13 protein-coding genes are annotated in these 15,792 nt (G+C 43.0%); 2 read left to right on the forward strand and 11 right to left on the reverse strand.

The genetic code is table 11. The annotated features are described in order from the left end of the window. Position 1: 1 nt before the first annotated feature. The 8 genes from DFR58_RS10410 to gpr all read right to left on the reverse strand — a co-directional run bounded on the left by DFR58_RS10410 (position 2) and on the right by gpr (position 10,208). On the reverse strand, positions 2–508 hold the full coding sequence (locus DFR58_RS10410; RefSeq protein WP_114297784.1) for a shikimate kinase: 507 nt from the start codon (positions 506–508) through the stop codon (positions 2–4). Between the two features lie 24 nt (positions 509–532). Then, positions 533–1,792 (reverse strand): 3-phosphoshikimate 1-carboxyvinyltransferase, encoded by a 1,260-nt coding sequence (gene aroA, locus DFR58_RS10415; protein WP_479722737.1) that lies wholly within the window; start codon positions 1,790–1,792, stop codon positions 533–535. Between the two features lie 196 nt (positions 1,793–1,988). Then, positions 1,989–3,155, reverse strand: coding sequence for a THUMP domain-containing class I SAM-dependent RNA methyltransferase (locus tag DFR58_RS10425; protein ID WP_114297787.1), 1,167 nt, complete (start codon positions 3,153–3,155; stop codon positions 1,989–1,991). A gap of 185 nt (positions 3,156–3,340) precedes the next feature. Next, entirely contained in the window at positions 3,341–5,074 is a 1,734-nt protein-coding gene (locus DFR58_RS10430) for an AMP-dependent synthetase/ligase (RefSeq protein WP_114297788.1), read from the reverse strand. A gap of 297 nt (positions 5,075–5,371) precedes the next feature. Next, positions 5,372–7,381 (reverse strand): NAD-dependent DNA ligase LigA, encoded by a 2,010-nt coding sequence (gene ligA, locus DFR58_RS10435; protein WP_170138118.1) that lies wholly within the window; start codon positions 7,379–7,381, stop codon positions 5,372–5,374. Further along, positions 7,382–8,089 (reverse strand): M50 family metallopeptidase, encoded by a 708-nt coding sequence (locus DFR58_RS10440; RefSeq protein WP_114297789.1) that lies wholly within the window; start codon positions 8,087–8,089, stop codon positions 7,382–7,384. A 166-nt stretch (positions 8,090–8,255) separates the two neighbouring features. Then, positions 8,256–9,071, reverse strand: a complete 816-nt coding sequence (locus DFR58_RS10445; protein ID WP_114297790.1) for an N-acetylmuramoyl-L-alanine amidase family protein — start codon at positions 9,069–9,071, stop codon at positions 8,256–8,258. Between the two features lie 132 nt (positions 9,072–9,203). After that, positions 9,204–10,208 (reverse strand): GPR endopeptidase, encoded by a 1,005-nt coding sequence (gene gpr, locus DFR58_RS10450; RefSeq protein ID WP_114297791.1) that lies wholly within the window; start codon positions 10,206–10,208, stop codon positions 9,204–9,206. A gap of 161 nt (positions 10,209–10,369) precedes the next feature. On the opposite strand from gpr, the gene rpsT reads away from it, so the two are divergent. Further along, on the forward strand, positions 10,370–10,630 hold the full coding sequence (gene rpsT, locus DFR58_RS10455) for a 30S ribosomal protein S20 (protein ID WP_114297792.1): 261 nt from the start codon (positions 10,370–10,372) through the stop codon (positions 10,628–10,630). 41 nt (positions 10,631–10,671) lie between these two features. Here the strand turns inward: rpsT and holA are convergent, their stop codons facing one another. Continuing rightward, a complete protein-coding gene (holA, locus tag DFR58_RS10460) occupies positions 10,672–11,700 on the reverse strand; it encodes a DNA polymerase III subunit delta (RefSeq protein ID WP_114297793.1) in 1,029 nt (342 codons plus the stop codon). A 224-nt stretch (positions 11,701–11,924) separates the two neighbouring features. Between holA and DFR58_RS10465 the strand changes: the two genes are divergently transcribed. After that, on the forward strand, positions 11,925–12,143 hold the full coding sequence (locus DFR58_RS10465; protein WP_114297794.1) for a hypothetical protein: 219 nt from the start codon (positions 11,925–11,927) through the stop codon (positions 12,141–12,143). A 275-nt stretch (positions 12,144–12,418) separates the two neighbouring features. On the opposite strand, the gene DFR58_RS10470 is transcribed toward DFR58_RS10465, so the two are convergent. Beyond that, the gene (locus DFR58_RS10470) at positions 12,419–14,788 is read right to left on the reverse strand and encodes a DNA internalization-related competence protein ComEC/Rec2 (protein ID WP_170138119.1); all 2,370 of its coding nucleotides are present in this window, start codon (positions 14,786–14,788) and stop codon (positions 12,419–12,421) included. Between the two features lie 62 nt (positions 14,789–14,850). Then, positions 14,851–15,792, reverse strand: a complete 942-nt coding sequence (locus tag DFR58_RS10475) for a C40 family peptidase (protein WP_114297796.1) — start codon at positions 15,790–15,792, stop codon at positions 14,851–14,853.

A 15,792-nucleotide genomic window follows, 5' to 3' on the forward strand; every position in this document is an offset into this window, starting at 1 on the left:
CCTAACCTCCCGCGTTTAACGCCTCAATAATGCTTTTGACCTCTTGGGCCACTTCATTTGCCGACTTATGCGAACATTTTATTGTAATGTCGGCATACCTTAAATATAACGGCGTTCTCTCATTATATAAATCTAAAAGCGTTTGGTCTCCATTTCTGGCAAACCTTCTCCCCGCTTCCACCCTGCCCTCTATTTCACTATACTCCTCCTCAAGGTATACAACTACTCCGTTCTGTTTCAAATGAAGCATTGAAGCCTCACTGTAGACTACGCTTCCTCCTGTTGATATTATAGAGTCGGTTAAATTAATTTTTAATATAACCTCCTGCTGTATCTTAAGAAAGGCGTCCAGCCCATCATTATTTACAATATCCCTTAACGCCCTGTTTTCTCTTTTAAATATTAAAGCGTCGGTATCGGCAAACGCCATACTCATTTTATCCGACAAAAGCTTTCCGACGGTACTTTTGCCTGAGCTGGGCATACCTATAAGCACTATATTTTTCATATATTAAATCACTCACCTTAAAAATCAGTCTTCCATAAGCCTCATGCTTGCCTTGCAGGTATTCATATACTTTATAAATTCCGGGAATGTTACATTAACAGCCTCCGCCGTGTCAATGACAGTTTCACCCTCAATATTTAATCCCGCGACGGAAAGAGCCATAACAACCCTGTGATCGCAATGCCCCGACACCCTGCACCCCTTAAGCCTGCTCTCCCTTACTACAAGCCCGTCGGCAAGCTCTGTTATATCCGCTCCCATTTTTGAAAGCTCGGTACACATTACGTGAATTCTGTCTGTTTCCTTAAGCCTTGCCTGCGGCACATTTACAAGTCGTGTCTCCCCTTGTGCAAAGCACGCGGCCACAGCCATTGCAGGCAAAGCATCGGGGATGGAATTCATGTCAATCTCTCTTCCCTTAAGCCCGTTTCCTTTAATGACTATGTAATCGCTCGCTATATCAACCCTTGCGCCCATATCGCGGAGTATCGACAAAACAAGCTTGTCCCCTTGGGGATCGGTCATATCAAGGTTTTTAAGAACAAACTCCCCTCCCGATATGGCCGCCAGCACCATAAAAAACGTGGCTGAGGAAAAATCCCCCGGGATGGAGGTTTTAAAAGGCTTATAGCTTTGGCCTCCCTGTATTGAAATTGTTTTAAAGCCGTTATTTTGGTATTTTATGCCTTGCTTGTCCAGCCACCACAGCGTTATCTCGGCATATGGAACCTCATACAGTCTGGTTAAGGCTATTTCACTGTCCTTAAGGCACATGGGAAGGCTTAGCAGAAGCGAAGAAAGATACTGTGAGGTAATGCCGTCAAGGCCGGTATATCCGCCTTTAAGCCTGCCCTTTATAACAATTGGCGGTACTCCGGTGCCTCTTGTAGAAAAGGCCTGTGCCCCAAGATTATTCAAAGCCTCAAGTAATGGCCCCATGGGCCTGCTTCTTATCTGCCCGTCGCCTGTAAACACCGTGCAGCCTTCTCCCAGCGCGGCGGCAGAGGCGGCAAAATTAATCGTCGTGCCTGAATTCCCTGTATTTATTACGTCTGAAGGAGTATTGGGAACACCGTTGAAGCCCTTAACTGTAAATTTACCGTCAAATGCCTGTATTTCCGCTCCCAGTGCCTTGCATACCTCGACAGCGGACAGTGCGTCACTTGAAATAAGGGGATTTAAAATTTCGGATACGCCTCCTGCAAGGCCTGCAATAAACAAAGCCCTTATGGTATGGGATTTGGAGCCCGGTATGTGTACTATTCCTCCGGTCTCGGATTTCATAACCTTTAAATACATTTTTAAAACCCTTTCTGCCATGCTGCAAATTTATTAAACATATATTTTGTAGCGATAAAGATTTTACATGGAGGATATAACTTGCTGTAAGCAATTATATCCTCTATATTTGTAAAATCTTTATCGCACCCTATATAGTTTAACAATTTATACAATATAATAATATAGCATAAAATATAAGTCAAACCTTTTTTAGCATATCGGTACCCGGCTCCCTTTTAGGGGGCGGAGGCCCATAGAATTGATAGTAGTTGCACAAAATCCTTCCGTTATAAAGCTTTCTCTTCTTATCCGCCCTGCGGCCAAAAATCTTTTCAAATTCAGGGTGGGATGCAAGTATATAATACGACCAGGTGTCAAGCTCTTTAAAGGTCCTTGCCATATCCCTGTACAGGCCTTCCGCCTGCCGGACTTCTCCCAGCCTCTCCCCGTATGGGGGGTTGCATATTATAAAGCCGTATTTATATCTTGAGCTTATATCCGCCATATCCATCCTTTGCAGGTGAATGTCGGAATCCACTCCGGCCTGCTTTGCATGATACCGCGCAAGGCTTATTGCCTCTTCGCTTATATCCGAGCCATGAATTCTAAGCTCACAGCCATGCCTTATCAAGTCCTGAGCCTCATCCCTAGCCTTTTTCCATAGCTCTTTCGGTACAGTTCTCCATCCCTCCGCAGAAAAGCTCCTTTTCATTCCAGGTGCAATATTTTTCGCTATCATCGCCGCCTCAATAGGTATAGTGCCCGATCCGCAAAAAGGATCAATTAATATTCTGTCCCCGTTCCACCTGCTTATCATCAGCATGGCACAAGCCATTGTCTCTTTAAGGGGAGCATTGCCCGCAAGCCTCCTATAGCCCCTTTTATGAAGCCCCGGTCCCGTGGTATCCAAGGTTAGAGTGGCCATATCCTTAAGAAGAGCAACCTCTATTCTGTATAGCGGCCCTGTCTCTTCAAACCACTCTCTTTTATACCTCTGCTTAAGCTTTTCCACAATGGCCTTCTTAACTATAGCCTGACAGTCGGGAACACTTGAGAGCTTTGAGGATACCGATTTCCCGTCAACAGGAAACTCTGCGTTTTCAGGAATCCACTCATCCCAGGGAAGCGCCTTTGTCTGCTCAAAAAGCTCCTCGAAGGACAACGCCTTAAACTCGCCCATCTTCACCAATACACGGTCGGAGGACCTGAGCCACAGGTTAGTTCTGCATATGGCGGACTCATCCCCTGAAAATGTAACCTTTCCGTTCTCAATGTGCTGGTCGCCGTAGCCCAGCCTTTGAAGCTCCCTTCCTACAACCGACTCTATACCGAATGCGGAGGTAGCTATTAAATGCATTTTTGACATGTATGTCCCATCCTTAACAAAGAATATATTTTTACTATATCAATATGTATATTACCACAAAAAGCATGAGGTTAATACCTCTGCAAAGCAATATAAAGTAAGAAGCGGCAAAAGCCCCTTCTCTTTTTGCCGCTTCTTACTTTTATAAACACAGTTTGTACGATATTTTGAAGGCACAAACTTCCCTATGCCATTTCTCCCCCAACAGAATTTTCCATATACCGTTTTATCTTTTGCGTGGTAGTTTTCACGAACTCCTTTTCTCTGACTGTAAACTCCCGTATATGCTTATAAAGGGGCATTTCCCTGTTTGCATTTTTGACGACATCTCCAAGCACCTTCATAATCTCTTCTCTGGAGATACTAATCATTTTAAGCTTTTCCCTTATGGCCTCTAAATTGGGAAGTATCTGCGCACAAATTAATGTTTCACCCGACTCCTTGTCATACTTCCCCCACACAAGCGCATCCTGCACAAGAGGGTTGCGGTTTATATAAGTCTCCACTTCTTCGGGAAATATATTTTTACCGTTTTTAGTAACAATAACGTTTTTAAGCCGTCCCGATATATAAACAAACCCCTTGTTATCTATATATCCTAAATCCCCGGTATAAAACCACCCATCACGGAGGACCTTTTTTGTGGCCTCTTCATTCTTGTAATAGCCCAGCATAACGTTGCTTCCTTTTACCGCGATTTCCCCTATTCCCTTTTCGTCAGGGTTAACGATCCTGACCTCAACTCCCGGAATAGGCAGCCCCGCCGCGCCGTCCACAAAATCGTAATCCCTGTTCCCCGCTACAAGAGGCGCGCATTCTGTCAGCCCATACCCTTGAAGAACATGTATGCCAAAGTTTCTGAAGCATTTGGATACCTCCGGCCTTATAGCAGCCGCTCCCGTTATAATCAGCCTCATTCTGCCCCCTACGCCTTCATGAACCGCTTTGAAAACATTCTTGCGGATATCCACCCTTAAGGTGTTATACAGCACGCTTGTGAAAAATATTGCCAGCTTGAGCTTAAGCTTGGTAAGCTTGCTGTTTTGTGCCTGATTCCATATCTTTTTATGCATGTTTTCAAGCAGAAGAGGTACTGTTACAAGAACAGACGGCTTGATTTCCTTAAGGTTTTTAGGTATATGCTTTAGTCCTTCGTTAAAGAAAATAGCTCCTCCGTTATAAATAAGACATAAAAACCCAAGGGTACACTCATAGGTATGATGTATGGGCAGTATCGACAAAGCCAAATCATCACTGTTTATGCGTACGGTAGAACAGACAGACATGATGTTTGTACAAATATTTTCATGCGAAAGCATAACACCCTTTGCCAGATCCGTCGTACCTGAAGTGTAGAGCAATATTCTCATGCTGCGCGGGTCTATCTCTGCACGGCGAAAATCATCGCTGCCTCCCCTGATAAGCTCTCTTCCCCTCGTAAGTAATTGTGCAAAGGACATTATACCGTCCTCTTCCCTGTCCGCGTCCATATCAATACAATATTTAAGCCCAGGAACACCTCCCCGAAGCTTTTTTATCTGCTCCCTATGCTTCCCCGAAAAAACAATTGCCGAAGCTCCGCACCTGTTTAATAAATTGGCTATTTCATTTTCAGGAAGCTCCTTATCAAGAGGAACTGCTACTCCCGCCCCGTTGACGGTAGACATATACGCCACACACCACTCGTACCTGTTCTCTCCTAAAATGGCTATAAACGGGCTGCCGTGCTCAAGCTCCATTAACGCCGTCCCAAACGACTCAACATCACTTCCAAATTGCCCGTAGCTGATACAGCCGAGCTTATTTTTGCCGTCCCTTATGATAAAAGCGCTTTTATCATAAAACAACCTGCAGCTTTGAGCCAGCATATCCTTTAGATCTCTAATCTGCCTTATAGTATATAATTCCTTTAATGACATTATATTCCACTCCTCCCGAAAACATATATATGCTGCCGCAATGCCGCCAACAATTTCAATTATAATATACGCAAGCAATGAGCTTATGTTTAATTTTAAAAAATAAAAATTCAGATATTCGGTAAATTGAAAGGAATCGTGATTTTTTATTTTTTAGATATTCCTCAAATGAGCTTATCATAAGCAGGCTTTTAATAATATCCTATGCGTTAACATTAGCATATATACAGTGCTGTGTAAATAAAAAGATTTATTTGTAAAAATATGCCTGCATTATAAAAAACACAGGCATATTTTTTATTCTATCATTCTTTTAAACTCTTCCTCGTCAATGACCCTTATCCCAAGCTGTACCGCCTTCTCAAGCTTACTGCCGGCATCCTCTCCCGCCAGCACATAGGAGGTTTTTTTTGACACACTCCCTGAGGTTTTGCCTCCAAAGCCTTCTATAATCCGACTTGCCTCACTTCTGCCGTATTGGGGAAGCGTACCCGTCAGCACAAAGGTTAAGCCCTCAAAGCGTTTATCCTTAAGCTCCCTTTTGCCTGCGCTCTTTAAGTTTACTCCGGCGGCTGCAAGCTTGCTTAGGGTATCGGCAGCGTGAGCCTGCTTAAAAAAGGACACAAGGCTCATAGCCGTTTTTTCTCCAAACTCCTGAATATTAACAATATCCTCGGCAGAGGCATTTATAATATCGTCCACAGACTCAAAATTTTCCGCCAGAAGCTGTGCGGCTCTTAAGCCCACATGTCTTATTCCGAATCCGAAAATAAGCCTGTCAATGTTGTTGCTTCTGGAGTTATCTATCGACCTCAAAAGGTTTTCAGTGGATTTTTTGCCCATTCTCTCTATCTTTTCAAGCTCCGCCTTCCTCTCGTGAAGATAGTACAAATCGGCAATTCCTGTTATAAAGCCCTTATTCAGCAGCGCCTCTATAATAGCGGGACCCAATCCGTCAATATTCATGGCATCCCTTGAAGCAAAATGCACTATGCTCCTGAAAAGCTGTGCGGGGCACTCAATGCCGGTGCATCTGCTGGCCGCCTCTCCCTCCTCACGCACTACATCAGAGCCGCAGACAGGGCATTTTTCCGGCATTATATACTCCGTTTCATCCCCTGTACGCTTGTCAAAAACAACCTCGACAACCTCCGGAATTATATCTCCCGCCTTTTGAACCCACACGGTATCCCCTATACGTATGTCCTTTTCCTTAATATAGTCCATATTGTGGAGGGTAGCGCGGCTTACAACAGTTCCCGCCAGCCTCACCGGCTCAAGCACGGCATTGGGAGTCAGCACTCCCGTTCTCCCTACATTTGCCCATATGGACTTAATTACAGTCTGTTTCCTCTCTGCAGGGTACTTATACGCAACAGCCCATCTGGGGGTCTTGGAGGTACTTCCCAGTATATCCCTCTTGGCAAGTGAATTTACCTTAACAACGGCTCCGTCGATTTCAAAGGACAGCTCTCCTCTTCCCTCGCCTATTCTGTTTATCTCATCCATAACCTGCCGTATATTTTGACATACCTTGAAGCCGTGATTAACGTTAAAGCCAAGCTCTCTCATATAATCAAGGCTCTCAGAGTGGGATTTGAAGCTCATCCCCTCTATTCTCTGTATATTAAACACATATATATTCAGCTTTCGCCCTGACGTTATTTTAGGGTCAAGCTGTCTTAAGGAACCCGCGGCAGCATTTCTCGGATTTGCAAACACCTGCTGCTCCATAGCCTCCTGCTGTTCATTCAGTTTAATGAAATCCCCCTTTGATATGAATACCTCTCCCCTCACCTCAATAAATGGAAGCTTGTGCTTAAGCTTTAATGGAATTGATTTTATCGTCCTGAGATTTTGAGTTACATCCTCCCCGACAAAGCCGTCTCCCCGGGTAGAGCCTCTTATAAAGCTTCCGTTCTCATATTCCAAAGACACTGAAAGCCCATCAATCTTTCTCTCTACAACATACTCAACCTCATCACCCAGAGCATCTCTTACTCTCTGATCAAACGAAAAAAGCTCCTGCTCCGAGAAAACATCCGCAAGGCTCTCCATCCTTACCACATGCTGAACCTTTTCAAAGCCTTCAAGAGGCTTGCCCCCCACACGCTGAGTAGGGGAATCGGGCGTAACAAGCTCCGGCCTTTGCTCCTCCAAATCCTCAAGCTCCCTGTACAGCCGGTCATACTCAAAATCGCTTATTTCAGGACTATCCTCCACATAATACCTGTGGCTGTGATAATCAAGTATCTTTCTCAGCTCATTTATCCTGCTTTGCATTTTATCCCCTGTTTCTAACTCCATTTACCGTCTCCTCCCCCCGTATACCTTCGACTTTCTCCGTAAAAGCGCATAAACCGCTGCCAGGGCAATTGCGAGCCATATTATTCCCCATACTATAGCCGGTATTCCCGTCATTTTTGAAAGCTGCATGGCATCAGTGACATGCCCCCCGCTCCTCCATCCGTTAATCAGATTGAATTGAAGGTTTATTTGCAGCAGTATTGTGTCTACAAACGTATCATATACAGCATAAGCAACCGAGGCTATCCCTATTATATCTATTATCCAGTCATTAAGCTTGTCGTTTTGGGCCATATAAATCACCAGCACAGCAACGGCAAAAATCACAGCATATATCAATGCAAAGGAAAGACCTGAAAATCGTATGGTTACAACAAGAAATCCAATGGCTATGGTTCCAAGTATATACTTCTTAAAGAAGGTATCCTTAAGAAGCAAAATGAGCAATGCAAATAAAACACTTCCCAAATATCCTCCGTTGGCTATCATAAAGGAAGAAAACCAGCCCTTGGACTGGACAATGGTATATCCGCTTTCATTGAAATTAACTTTAAATTCCTTTATTCCATATCCGAAAGCAAATGCCATAGCGGTATGCCCCAGCTCGTGCAAAAATACCGTAAAGATCCTTAAAGGCTTCATTATAAAGGTATTCCAAAGCACAATGGCACCAATCAGTATTAACAAATATCTTCCCACATTTTTCATGATATAAAGCCCCCGGATCAATATTACTTTATTACAGCTATAATTAAAAGCATTTCCTAAAAGATTAGAATTATATAAGCATTGCATTTTGGTTAAGGCTGTTCATCAAAAAAGAAAGGCTTGACCTTTCTTTTTTGAATACATGCCGTATTTCATTCCTTGCGCATTATCTTTGCATCTCGTCAAGGGCTTTTAAGGAAGCAGTGAAAAGCGCCTCTGCCGCAAGCTCCTTATATTTGTCACTTTTAAGCTTTTCTCTGTCCGAGGCATTAGTTATATATCCCAGCTCAGCAATAACCGCAGGCATATTTGTCTGTCTCAAGACAGCTAGTCTCGGACGCTCTATTATACCGTTATCCTTAGTACCCAACGCCTCCACAATTTCGCTCTGCACCATTTGGGCAAATCTCTCCGAGTCCATTTTTCCCTCTGAATTGCTGTCCTTGCCGCAGAACAATGTTTCACTTCCGCTGCAGAGAGTATCATCCTCAAGGGCATTAATATGAACGCTTATAAAAAGATCAGCCCCGGCGTTATTTGCAATTTGAGCTCTTTTGCCAAGTGTTATATATTCATCAGTACTTCTTGTGTACAACACCTTAACTCCCGAATCCTCAAGCAGCTTACCCAGCTTAAGAGAAATCTCAAGCACAACATCCTTTTCATCGATGCCCTCAGCCCCTGTGCCATAGTCATTGCCTCCATGACCGGGGTCTATGACGACAAGAAAATTCCCCTCACTCCGATCAGCAACTTCCTCTCTCTCTTCATACGCACGGCTTTTGCCGCTGTCCATTCCCCTGCTGCCATATTGCCTCTCATTATCCTTGACGGTACTGCCGGCCACAAGTCCTCTCTTTGAGGAATCCCCCTCGGAGTGATCCATTATTGAGGAGGCCACCGCAAAAACAACCGACAAAACGGCGAATACCAGTGCTGCAAAAAGAATTAAAGTTCTTTTCGTTCTAAATAATTTCCTCAAAATTGACCTCTCAAAATAAAATGAATATATCACATGCTGTCGTTTACAAAAAGTTGTCCATCTTTATAATAATATCTTCCAATGCCTTTAGTCAAGCCTTATTGCAGGATTTTTACTTCAATAAAAAGGCAGCTAGTGCACATACCTGTTGACATCCTGCAAAGTAATTCCTTTATGCAAAGCTATATTTAACCCATTAGCAATAATTTTAGAAATTCTTTCTATAATATCATCAATTTCCTTGGGCGTTACAATAAGATTGCCTATATATGGATTTAAAATCTCCTGTATTAACTGGTATTTCTCATTCTTATCAATATCATTGAGCATACTGTAAAACTCCGTGCCCTGACTTGCCTGCTTAATCATGCTGTCAAGCATGAGATCTATTGTGTCGTTTGCCATCGTCGCCGCGTCCACAACTGTAGGAACTCCTATTGCAATGACAGGCACTCCCATAGTTTTCTCTGAAAGCTCCATTCTTTTATTACCCACCCCCGAGCCGGGAGCTATACCTGTATCGGCTATCTGAATTGTAGTATTTACCCTTTCCATCTTCCTTGACGCTAAAGCATCAATCGCTATTATCAGCTCAGGACTTACCCTGTCTACTATTCCCTTTATAATTTCTCCCGTTTCAATTCCCGTTATACCCAAAACTCCCGGTGAAATAGCACAGACAGGTCGCACCCCTTCATCCACCTGATCCGGCACATACTCAAGAAGATGCCTTGTGACCATTACACTGGAAACCACCTTTGGCCCCAGTGCGTCAGGAGTTACATTCCAATTCCCCAGACCCACTATAAGAACAGTATCCTTTTCTCCAAGGCTTATTAACCTTTCAATCTCCTTGGCCGTTTCCTTGCAGGTGTCTTCAAACAACTGCTGGTTATTTTCCCTGAGCCCGGGAATCTCCAGCGTAACATAGTTTCCCATGGGCTTTCCTATTGATTGCTCTCCCGCCTGAGACGTAACCCTCACTCTTGTTATCCGGATATCATTAGTACCTGCATTTTCCACCTCCACCCCCTCAGGCTCTCCACTCCGTTCAAGCCTCTCCTTCATGGCCTGCTGCTTAAAAAGCTCGTTAGCCTCAAGTACAAGATCCGTTCTGGTATTTTTATTATTCGCCATAATTCCTGTCCTTTCAGATATTTAAGTTGTCATATGCTTATTATATTTTCACACATTTGATATTTATTTTTCCAAATTAATTATTTTAAATACTAGCTTGCATTTTAAAATTTTTCATGGTAGAATATTTGATGTTATTAATATCGCAGGAGGTGAAAAGTTTGCCAAATATTAAGTCAGCTATTAAAAGGGTAAAGGTATCTCAGACTAAGACGCTGAATAACACTGCCAGAAAGTCCGCTTTAAAGACTGCTATCAGAAAATGCAAGGAGGGTATCGCTAAAAAAGAGCCTACCGCCGCTGAAGCATTAACTGAGGCTATTAAAGCTCTTGACAAAGCAGCAGCAAAGAATTTGCTACATAAGAACGCCGCTGCGAGAAAAAAATCAAGATTGACAAAAGCGTTAGCCGCTGTAAAATAAAAAAAGACGTACAATGTACGTTTTTTTTATTTTATCCCGCACTAATCCTGTGCAAACCTTGCTATCAGCATCTCTGCCGCAATTCTGTCCTTGATTTTTCCAGTTTTTATGGCAACATCCATTTTAAGGCTTTCCTCCATAGCCTGCTTAAGCGTTTCCTGAGTAAAGTGTCTGGCCTGCTTGATCAGTTTGCCCGCCGCATAAGGAGTTATTCCCATTTTAGAGGCGGCTTGTCCGAGGTCCAATCCCTCCTCTGTTAAAAGCTTAAGCTCAAGAACCTGTCTGAATTGTCTGGCTATCATAAACAATATTTTAGGCATGGGCTCTTTTAAGGCAGCCATGTCATTAAGGAGCTTAAAAGCCCTTCCTGCATTCTTCTCCGCAATTGCATCTGTAAGATCAAATACCCTGCTTTTAATAGACGGTGTGCATACCCTGCTTATATCCTCACCCGTCACAGCAGTCCTGTCACCTATATAAAGCGCCACCTTGTCAATCTCATTCAATATTTCCGTCATGCCCTGCTCGCTGCTGTCCACCAGCTTAGAAGCCGTAAGACGGTCAATGTCCTTTCCATAAGATTTAAAAACCTTAATTGCCCATTTTACAAGCTCTGCAGGCTTTTGAAACGCGCACTCAACTATCAGTCCGTTTTTCTTTATCGAATCTACCGCCTTAATCCTTTTGTCAATAGAATCCTCATAAAATATCAGGCAGGTATATGGAGGTATATTTTGAAGGTATTCCAAAAGCTCATCTCCGGAGCTGCCTTTAGACTTGCCTTTAGCACCCCCCGGCTTCTTCTTTGCCTTGAAGACCTCTGAATTTTTTACAACAACAAGCTTTCTGTCGGAAAAAACAGGCATAGTCTCACAGGCCTCAGACAGCTTCCGTATGTCTATACCCCCATCCATAACAAGCCTGTTCAATGCTCTTGTTTCCTTTGCAATAATTTGCTTTTCTATACAGTCTACATAATACCTCTTAAGATATTCCTCCTGACCGTAAAATAAATAGAGGCTCCTTATCATACCGCTTTTTATATCTTCCTTCAATATATCAATACTCATAAGCTAAGGTCTCCTAAATATCCCGCATTGTAGCCGCCGCACCTCAAAGGGTACTCTTATAGCTTACCACTTATGTCCTCATGCCGCAACGGGGACATTTCTCAAAAATACCATTGACATACAATCCCATATAAGGTATTATAACGGTGTAGTATGTTACAAATATTTACATGCAAAAAGATATATTATCATTATGCTGTAATTTATATTTAAGGATGAAATCTATGAAAATAAAAAGAAGTTATATCATTATAACTATTTATGTTCTTATAAATGTACTTGTTCTTTTATTTTCAAAAAGTATTACTGACTTCTGTATTAGTGTAGGGGTAACAAGTATTGTATTAGGTCTGGTAATTAAATTTTTATTAAAAAGGAAACTCTATATTTACCCAATTGCAGCAGGAAGTATATTGCTTTTATTCATCTACTTTATGCATTAAACTATATTGTTTAGGCTTTTGCATATCGGATAACAGAGGATGTAAAATAATATCCTCCAGAATAATTTCTACTCTAACTATAAAGCATGTATCCCTGTAGAAGGCGCTTGTGATTTTAGTTAGCTGAAATCATATCCCGGTCACGCATTCCGGGGAAATTATTATTCCGGATATTATTTTACATTCTTTTTAGATAGTTTATATCCTAATTTATATAAACTTAATCAAAGGGACGGAGCAATGTCATAAAGCTTAACTGACATTGCTCCGTCCCCTCATCGCGCTGCTGCTTCCAGCATGGTTTCGATTCTTATGCTGCTTCCGTCGGACTTCACCAGTACAGCCCCGCTTTCATCCGTCCTGAACACCTTAACGTTATTTTCCCTAAGCCTGTCCAGCACCTCCCCGGAGGGATGCCCGAAGCTGTTGTTTCTTCCCACGCTTATGATTGCAGCCTTTGGAGAGGCAAAGTCTAAAAACTGCTGTGAGGTAGAGTATTCCGAGCCATGGTGCGCAATTTTAAGAATATCGGTACGTATATCCGCCCCGCTGTCTGCAAGAAGCTTTTCAGCCTCTGCCTCAATATCCCCCGTCATCAGAAGGCTGACGTTTTTATATTTCAGCTTAAAAACCAGCGAACCGTTATTTAAAGCAGACTTATCAATCCTCGTTTGCCTTGAGGGATGCAGAATGTTCATATAGGTATGCCTGTCCAGCGTTATCACATCCCCCTTGGCGCAGGCCTCGACAGGTATATTTTCCTCTCCTGCTATTTTCAGCAGCCCTTTAAACTCCCCTTCATTTCCGCTGTCGGGTATAACCAGCCTTCCCACAGCCAGCTCCTCCAGCACAGGCAAAAGCCCTTGCACGTGGTCATCATGTCCATGCGTGGCAATAACCATGTCCAGCCTTGGAACTCCATAATCCATCAAAAATGGGATCACTACTGTCTCCCCTACGTTTGAAGAAGATCTGCCTGCACTTCCTCCCCCTCCGTCAACAAGTATTGCCTTTCCCGAATATGTTTTTATAAATGCACAGTCTCCCTGTCCCACATCCAAAAACACCACATCAAGCCTTCCAGGCATAATTCCGCATACAAAAGCAACAAGCCCCAAAGCACCCAGAACGGCAGCGTAATGTGCCGGCTTAATCTTAAGACTTATATTGCGTAAAGGCTTATACCATAAAAAATAAACCGCCGCTATATAGTATACGGTAATAATTACCGCATGGGGGGTAACAACTCTCAGCACGGCAAATGGAGTGACTGCCGATATTTTTGTGACATACAGTATAAACGTAAGCAGTGCACAATTAAAATACCCCAAAAGCTCGGCAAGCGCAAGGCTTATCTGCCCCAATAAAACCGTTATAAAGCCCACCACCGTTATTATTCCTGTAAGTGGCACAACCAATATATTTGATATGATTGAGATAACAGATACCTTGTTGAAATAAAAAGCAGTTATAGGCAATACCCCTGCCTGAGCGGCAAGAGTCCCTGCAAATACCTCCTTTAAAAATTCCGGTATATACTTTGAATCAACCCATTTTTTAATACTTTTATGGAAAAGCATCAGAGAAAGGGTCGCTCCGAACGAAAGCTGAAACCCCACATCAAACAGGGTATAGGGATTAAACAAAAGCATCAGAATACCCGCAAGCGATATGCTTGCGGCAGCATCGGACTCCCTCATAGCAATCCTGCCGGCTAAAAAGATGACAGCCATAATTACAGCCCTTACAACCGAAGGCGAAAAGCCTGTAATAAACACGAAAAAAACAAGAGCAATAATTATTATAATATTTGCGATAGTGCTTTTTATTCTTAATTTCTTGAAAATGAAGGCGAGAGGTATTATTATGAATACAATGTTAGCGCCTGAAACTGCCATAATGTGAGTGAGTCCGGCATCACTGAAGGCTCTTTCTACGTCCTCTGAAAGACCTTCCCTATAGCCTATCAGTATTCCCGCCAAAAGACCTGCCTGCTGCCGGGGAAGAGTTTTTTCAACCATATCAATTATTCTGTTCCTTACAGCCATTCCAGCACTGACAACAAAATTTTCATGCCTTGTATTTAAAATGCTTATATTATGCTCCCTTGCAAACATTGTTGCCGATGTGCCCGAATTCAGTAAAAATCTGCGATAGTTAAAGCCTCCCGGATTCCTCCTTGAGCTGGCCTCCTCCATTTGTCCCCTTACCTGTATTTTCTGCCCATAGGACAAAGCAGCGCTGCTCTCACTTTTTAACACTCTTAAAAGAATCTTTCCTCCCGTGCTTATATCCTCGTCATCATGAATAATTGACCGGGCTTTTATAAAATAACTGATCGTCCATTCCGACACATCGGGCTCGGAGGCTATAAAACCTTCAACAGTAATATCCTTTCCAATATAATTCTGGAACCTTTTTGAATTTATGTCGTCTAAGATAATGTATTGAAATGAACCTATACAATAAAACAGCACAACACATGATACTATGCCGGTAATGTCAGGCATTTTAAGAGACAGCAGCGCTCCTGCCGCAAACACAATTAAAGCAAAAATTACTGTTGGTAAAAGTGATGCCGTAAGAGAGGCGGCGGCAATCCCCGACATAAGAGCTGCAAAAAACCATGGCAAGGGTCTTTTCATAACGGTCTCCATATAGACAAAAAGGCTGCTGCAATTTGTTTTGCAACAGCCCTGTGAAAATTTTAATTAATTATTCTTCTTGCAGTAATATATGATTTTGCATAGTAGGCATCCGACAGAGACGTTATTGTAACATCATATTTGGGAGATGATGCGTGAATAAACTTGCCGTCGCCGATATATATTCCTACATGGTTTATACTGTTACGTCTTCCATTGGTATCGAAGAATACAAGATCACCCGTCTTTAAATTGGATTTGCTGATCTTCTTTCCCTGTGCCGCCTGTTCTGAGGATGATCTAGTTAAACTGATACCATTCTGCGAATAAACATATTTTACAAACCCAGAACAATCAAAACCTTGCTTTGGAGAACTTCCTCCGTACACATACTTAACCCCTATATACTTTTTGGCGGTAGAAACAATCTGCTGTGCCTTAGTTGCGCCCTTTTGGGATACAGCCTCCTGAGTTCTCTGCACCGCTCCGCCTCTCGACGTAGAAGCCGTGCCTTTAGAAACATATTCGCTGCTTACCCACCCTTCGGTACCGTTAGAGGTTTTAATTTTAGACCAGTCACCGGAAGTACTCGATATAGTTACCTTTTCTCCCTTGCTTAGCTTACACAGCACATCTGCTGACAAGCTTGCCTCCGCCCTTACATTAAGAGTTTCGGCCGTGACGGTACCTGTACTGGTTGTCCCCTTACTTGAGGCGGTTGATGAAGCCCCGTCTACCGACATAAGCCCTGTAAAAATCCATCCCGTGGTGCTGCTGTGCTTAACCTTGCTCCAGTCCCCGGACGAAGATATAACAGAAACCTTCTCGCCCTTCTCAAGTGTTGCCAAAACCTTTGCATCGGTGCTTGCAGTCTCGCGTATGTTCACCCTGTTACCGGTAATAACACCCGTCTTGTACTCTGCCGCATACGTAAGGCCTGTACACAAAGCAAGTACAACCACAACCGCAAAACAACCCATCAACAGTTTCTTGAGATTAAACAT

Origin of the sequence: Anaerobacterium chartisolvens (assembly GCF_003337415.1) — a bacterium.
Classification (GTDB): domain Bacteria; phylum Bacillota; class Clostridia; order Acetivibrionales; family DSM-27016; genus Anaerobacterium; species Anaerobacterium chartisolvens.

Excerpts from the sequence above, each read along its gene's own strand:
- DFR58_RS10475 (WP_114297796.1), bottom strand. The coding sequence starts at position 15,792 with ATGTTTAATCTCAAGAAACTGTTGATGGGTTGTTTTGCGGTTGTGGTT.
- DFR58_RS10440 (WP_114297789.1), bottom strand. The coding sequence starts at position 8,089 with ATGAAAAATGTGGGAAGATATTTGTTAATACTGATTGGTGCCATTGTG.
- gpr (WP_114297791.1), bottom strand. The coding sequence starts at position 10,208 with ATGGCGAATAATAAAAATACCAGAACGGATCTTGTACTTGAGGCTAAC.
- aroA (WP_479722737.1), bottom strand. The coding sequence starts at position 1,792 with ATGAAATCCGAGACCGGAGGAATAGTACACATACCGGGCTCCAAATCC.
- DFR58_RS10465 (WP_114297794.1), top strand. The coding sequence starts at position 11,925 with ATGAAAATAAAAAGAAGTTATATCATTATAACTATTTATGTTCTTATA.
- DFR58_RS10410 (WP_114297784.1), bottom strand. The coding sequence starts at position 508 with ATGAAAAATATAGTGCTTATAGGTATGCCCAGCTCAGGCAAAAGTACC.
- DFR58_RS10425 (WP_114297787.1), bottom strand. The coding sequence starts at position 3,155 with ATGTCAAAAATGCATTTAATAGCTACCTCCGCATTCGGTATAGAGTCG.
- DFR58_RS10430 (WP_114297788.1), bottom strand. The coding sequence starts at position 5,074 with ATGTCATTAAAGGAATTATATACTATAAGGCAGATTAGAGATCTAAAG.
- DFR58_RS10470 (WP_170138119.1), bottom strand. The coding sequence starts at position 14,788 with ATGAAAAGACCCTTGCCATGGTTTTTTGCAGCTCTTATGTCGGGGATT.
- holA (WP_114297793.1), bottom strand. The coding sequence starts at position 11,700 with ATGAGTATTGATATATTGAAGGAAGATATAAAAAGCGGTATGATAAGG.
- ligA (WP_170138118.1), bottom strand. The coding sequence starts at position 7,381 with ATGGAGTTAGAAACAGGGGATAAAATGCAAAGCAGGATAAATGAGCTG.